Origin of the sequence: Candidatus Phytoplasma bonamiae, assembly GCF_030586845.1 — a bacterium.
Classification (GTDB): domain Bacteria; phylum Bacillota_I; class Bacilli_A; order Acholeplasmatales; family Acholeplasmataceae; genus Phytoplasma; species Phytoplasma bonamiae.
Map to the genome: position 1 here is coordinate 1 of NZ_JAOSIQ010000031.1, position 4,848 is coordinate 4,848.

Here is a 4,848-nt window from a genome sequence, read left to right on the forward strand (position 1 = left end):
TTACGACTACTAAACAGATTCTTTATCCTTGACCATCCAGACATTTCCAGATTAGTAAACTTAATTACTTAGTTTTAGGATTCTCCAAGTTACACTAAATTTCTACCTTAATTCTTTAGGGGAAGTATCCTCTTCTTTGGGGAGGTTGATTCCAGGTTTCTTTATTTGATAAACAACTCAATACAAATGTTTTATATTAGTTGGATCTGGAACGTTCGTTTAAGCAACTTCCGAACAGGTTGGTTAGTTAACATCAATTTTCCTTCTTAGGCCATCTCAGGCTTCTCCATAGAATTATTCGGTGGCGAAATCTTCTTGACTAATTTGCTTTCGTCGCAACTCGCTTTTATGGTCTGCTGTAATCCGTCATTCTTTCGTTTGATTGACCGACCATATCCTTTCAGGGTTTATCATCCCTGGCTATTGGTTAAATAGCGCGAAATTTAGGCCTCTTTGGCGCCCACATTTATAACCTATAAATTCACTTTTAAGAGTAAAATTATAATAATCATTATTTTGATCATCTTTATTTTGAAAAAATTTTTTACCTCGATCAGATGATATTTGTTTTTGTTTTTCCAAAATTTTTTCAAATTCATGTTTTTCCACTAAAATTTTATAATTTTTACCATATTCTAGAATTATTTCCAGAGGTAAAATACGGATAGATTATTGGCGTTTCATTGATAGGATTGGTTTTTCTATCAAATATTACCAACAGCCCCCGTCCAAACGGTGCGAGCAAGTTTCCCAGCACACCGCTTTCCATAATTTATCCCTGTTCCGGGTTTAACTTCGTGTCACCACTGGTTAAATGTTTATTCTTGACCTTTTACTCTTTTTGAATCTTCTAATATCCCTTATTTGTTGGTTAGTCTTCTTGCGATGACAAAACTGACAAAGTACAGTCGTTTTTTATTCATTATGCTTCTCCAATTAGCATCTCTAATGGTTCCGACATGGTGAATGTCAAGAGATTGATTTTCTAACTGGCAAACTTCACATTTCTGTGCAGTTAATTTGTCGGTTAATCTAGTTCTTCCCTTGAAGAGATTGGGATTGATAACTATTTCGGTAATTTCGCCTTTATAGTTTTTCAACCTTTTAATTCTCTCCCAGGAGAAGCTATCCCATGACTCCACTTCTTTTGTCTTTTTGGATTGTAAGTTATATTTTATTCTCCATCCTGGCGGATGGTTGAGCTTCCTTCAGACTCTAGCAATGGAGGTTTTCCATTTGTTTGCTAGTATCTTTAAACAACTATATTCGGCGATGTAATTTAAGTACATTAGTTGACTTAAGTTCCCGGCTATACAGAAATATTGGATAATTCCTCGGATGATTGTTTTATATGTCCTAATAATTTCTAACGGTTTCTGATGGACGAGGGTCTGGTCATGTACTATTTTTTCCCCTTTTTCCCAACTATAGTTGTTAATATATTCCTTAACAGTTTTCCGCGGTATTAATATATTAACCTTGTCATTCAGAGAATTCTTAGCGGTTTTCTTGGTTGTGGTGTTTCTGGTAGGATTAATTTTAACCAGGTAAGATAGAAATTTACATCCTTTGGTGACTGGAACAATTTGGGTTTTATCCCTCCTGCTGACTTTAAGACCTAAGTCTTCTGTCAACCATTGAATAACCAGTTTCTTTATTCTCTCCGTCTTATCCCTTTCCCCTTTAATGCCGATAATAAAATCATCAGTATACCTTACGTATTCGACGAGAGAGTTAGGGTTGAGATTACCCAGCTGTTCATTTTATTCCTTGCTTTATAGAGCTTTAATTGCGTGGCCCTAACATATTTGGGGTTCATTTTGAACTGTGGTTTTCCAGCTTTAACTAGTTCCCCCTAATTTCTTATCCAGATAATCTAAATAGATATTAGCGAGCAGCGAGAAGATGATTTTCCTTTTGCGGAGAACCTGATATTGATTGGTATTGCCATCCTTATCCATGATATTTGCTTTCAGCCATCCTTAAATGGTTTTGAGTACTTTCTCCTTGCGGCTGTAATTGTGGAGCCTTTTATGGAGATATCATGATTAATGGGTGTTAAAAAACCTTCAATATCGATTTTAAACAGGTAGTCAAACCCTTGAATCTTTGTTTTATTCGCTTAATGGCGTCTAATTCTGATTGCTTGGGTCTAAATCCAAAGCTCCATTCCGAGGAAATGTTCTCGAAGTAAGGAGTTAATAATTGTTCCAAGGCTTTCTGGATAATTCTATCTTGCATGGTGGGGATTCCGAGTGGTCTCGATTTATCCTGTCCCTTCGGAATGTGAACTCTTTTAACCGATTTTCGGGTTATATTGGTTGTGAACGTATTTTTGGTGATATTTCTTTAATTTGTTTAAAATCCATATCATTAATTATTTTCCCGTCTATTCCTGGTGTTCCTGTCCAATTATCGGTAAGCAACCGGATTAAACGCAAGATAAGTATTAATTAAGTAGTTCATTGCCCATTTGAGTTCTTGTTTTAATATATATTGTTTTAAAGATTGGTCAAGAAGTTGCGATACTAATACTTCATAGGTCTCTTGCCTATGCGGTCTCCATGAATAAACAATAAATTACTTTCTGCTTTCGCCCTATAAGAGTGGTTAACTCTCTTCTTGGTAAGACGATTAGCTAGCTTATTCCAAAACTAGGTTTACTCTTACGACTACTAAGCAGATTCTTTATCCTTAACTATCAGGGCTTTGATTTCCTGATCTGTAAATTGAATTACTTAGTCTTAGGATTCTCCAAGTTACGCTAAATTTCTACCTTAATTCTTTAGGGGAAGTGACCATTCTAATAAATGGTAAGATTCCAGGTTTGTTAGGTGATAAACTATCCAATACTTACGGTTTGTATTGATAGACTCTGGACTGTTCGTTTAAGCAACTTCCGGAACAGGTTCGATAATTACATCTATTTTTCTTCTTAGGCCATTGCAGGCTTCTCCATGGAATTATTCGATGGCGACGTGTCTTCTTGACTAATTTGCTTTCGTCGCAACCCGCTTTTATGGTCTGCTATAATCTATCATTCTTTCGTCTGATAAACCGACCATATCCTTTCAGGGTTTATCGGCCCTGGCTATTGGTTAGATAGCGCGAAATTTAGGCCTCTTTGGCGCCCCCGTAAGTATCATAAAGTTTAAAAAAATCTTTAGCTAAAAGTTTTTTGGAAGTTTTAGTAAATTCTAAAAATTTATCTTTTCCTTCTCTTAAAGTGAATAAAAACTTCTTTTCTTCATTTAAAATAATTTGTTGAATGATTGATATTTTTGATTTTAAATATGGATAAAAATCTTCCATTATATTAACCACTGTAGGAACTAATTTAAATAAAAAAGGATTGTTAAATCCTAATTTTATGCCTTTTTGAAAAGCTCTTCTTAAAATTTTTTTTAAAACATAACCCCTACCATCATTAGCCAACATAACTCCATCGGCAATCCCAAAAACTAAAGCTCTAATATGGTCGGAAATAATTTGAAAAATCTCTTGATTTTCATCTAACTGATAAGCTATATTACTTAAGATAGAAATTTTTTTAATAATAGGTAAAAATAAATCAGTTTCAAAATTATTATTTTTATTTTGTAAAATACAAGCGAGACGTTCTAAACCTGCTCCAGTATCAATATTTTTATTCGGCAATTCATGATAAATTTTACGATTATCTTTAATTTCTAAATTATATTGAGAAAAAACAATATTCCAAATTTCAATAAAACGATTGTTTTCAATATTATTAGAAATTAAATCATAATTACGCGAATCATATGTCGGTCCACGATCAAAAAAAATTTCAGTACAAGGTCCGCATGGCCCTTCGCCTATTTCCCAAAAATTTTCTTTTAAAGCAATTAAATGATTTGGATTAATACCTTTTTGTAACCAATAATTATAAGTTTCTAAATCTTTTTCAAAGTAAGTAATATATAATTTATGGATATCTAATGATAAAAATTCATTAGATGTTAAAAATTCAAAAGCAAATTCGATAGCTTCTTTTTTAAAATAATCTCCAATAGAAAAATTTCCTAACATTTCAAAAAAAGTATGATGACGAGAAGTTTTTCCTACCATATCAATATCATTAGTTCTTAAACATTTCTGAATATTAACTATACGTTTATGATGAGGAATAGTAGAATTATTAAAGTACTTTTTTAAAGGAACTACACCAGCATTAATCCATAACAAAGTAGGATCTTTATCAGGTATTAAAGATGCTGATGATTCTATTTTATGTCGCTTAGATTTAAAAAAATTTAACCATATCTTCCGAATTTCTTGAGATGTTTTAATTTTTATCATATTATACCTTTTTTATTTAAAAATATTTATATTTTTAAATATTATTAATTTGTATTCGAAATTTTCGAAATTAATTTATTTTTATAAAAACTACTACCATTTTTAGTTAAACGATGAGGTAAAGTAAATTTATTATTATCAGGACATAATACTAAAGTAGGTGATTTTAATTTGTAATGAGTACGTCTTTTTCTTTTAGCGGTTTTACTAGTTCTTCTAAAGGGGACAGCCATTTTAAATACGGATAGATTATTGGCGTTTCCTTGATAAGATTGGTTTTTCTATCAACTATTACCAACAGCCCCCGTCCAAACGGTGCGAGCAAGTTTCCCAGCACACCGCTTTCCATAATTTATCCCTGTTCCGGGTTTAACTTCGTGTCACCACTGGTTAAATGTTTGTTCTTGACCTTTTACTCTTTTTGAATCTTCTAATATCCCTTATTGTTGGTTGGTCTTTTTACAGTGACAAACCTGACAAAGGACAATTGTTTTTTGTTCATCGCCCTTTGCCAATGAGCGTTTCTAA

The 4,848-nt window shown here is 32.7% G+C and carries 6 protein-coding genes; all 6 read right to left on the bottom strand.

Annotation, left to right across the window (positions count from 1 at the left end; all coding sequences use genetic code 11):
• Positions 1–420 precede the first annotated feature (420 nt).
• Positions 421–609 (bottom strand): hypothetical protein, encoded by a 189-nt coding sequence (locus OC701_RS02315; RefSeq protein ID WP_304514478.1) that lies wholly within the window; start codon positions 607–609, stop codon positions 421–423.
• A 16-nt stretch (positions 610–625) separates the two neighbouring features.
• On the bottom strand, positions 626–769 hold the full coding sequence (locus tag OC701_RS02320; protein WP_304514479.1) for a hypothetical protein: 144 nt from the start codon (positions 767–769) through the stop codon (positions 626–628).
• A 439-nt stretch (positions 770–1,208) separates the two neighbouring features.
• Positions 1,209–1,634: a group II intron reverse transcriptase/maturase gene (locus OC701_RS02325; RefSeq protein ID WP_304514480.1), complete on the bottom strand. Its 426-nt coding sequence runs from the start codon at positions 1,632–1,634 to the stop codon at positions 1,209–1,211.
• A gap of 1,480 nt (positions 1,635–3,114) precedes the next feature.
• Positions 3,115–4,320: an alanine--tRNA ligase gene (alaS, locus tag OC701_RS02335; RefSeq protein ID WP_320415509.1), complete on the bottom strand. Its 1,206-nt coding sequence runs from the start codon at positions 4,318–4,320 to the stop codon at positions 3,115–3,117.
• Between the two features lie 44 nt (positions 4,321–4,364).
• Positions 4,365–4,553 carry a 50S ribosomal protein L32 gene (gene rpmF, locus OC701_RS02340; RefSeq protein WP_304512545.1) on the bottom strand — a complete coding sequence of 63 codons (189 nt, stop codon included), beginning with the start codon at positions 4,551–4,553 and terminating at the stop codon, positions 4,365–4,367.
• Positions 4,487–4,669 (bottom strand): hypothetical protein, encoded by a 183-nt coding sequence (locus OC701_RS02345; protein ID WP_304514481.1) that lies wholly within the window; start codon positions 4,667–4,669, stop codon positions 4,487–4,489. Before OC701_RS02345 ends, rpmF begins: the two co-directional genes overlap by 67 nt.
• Positions 4,670–4,848 lie beyond the last annotated feature (179 nt).

What these genes read in the sequence shown, in the direction of transcription:
- OC701_RS02345 (WP_304514481.1), bottom strand. Translation starts at nt 4,669, where the DNA reads ATGGAAAGCGGTGTGCTGGGAAACTTGCTCGCACCGTTTGGACGGGGG.
- rpmF (WP_304512545.1), bottom strand. Translation starts at nt 4,553, where the DNA reads ATGGCTGTCCCCTTTAGAAGAACTAGTAAAACCGCTAAAAGAAAAAGA.
- alaS (WP_320415509.1), bottom strand. Translation starts at nt 4,320, where the DNA reads ATGATAAAAATTAAAACATCTCAAGAAATTCGGAAGATATGGTTAAAT.
- OC701_RS02320 (WP_304514479.1), bottom strand. Translation starts at nt 769, where the DNA reads ATGGAAAGCGGTGTGCTGGGAAACTTGCTCGCACCGTTTGGACGGGGG.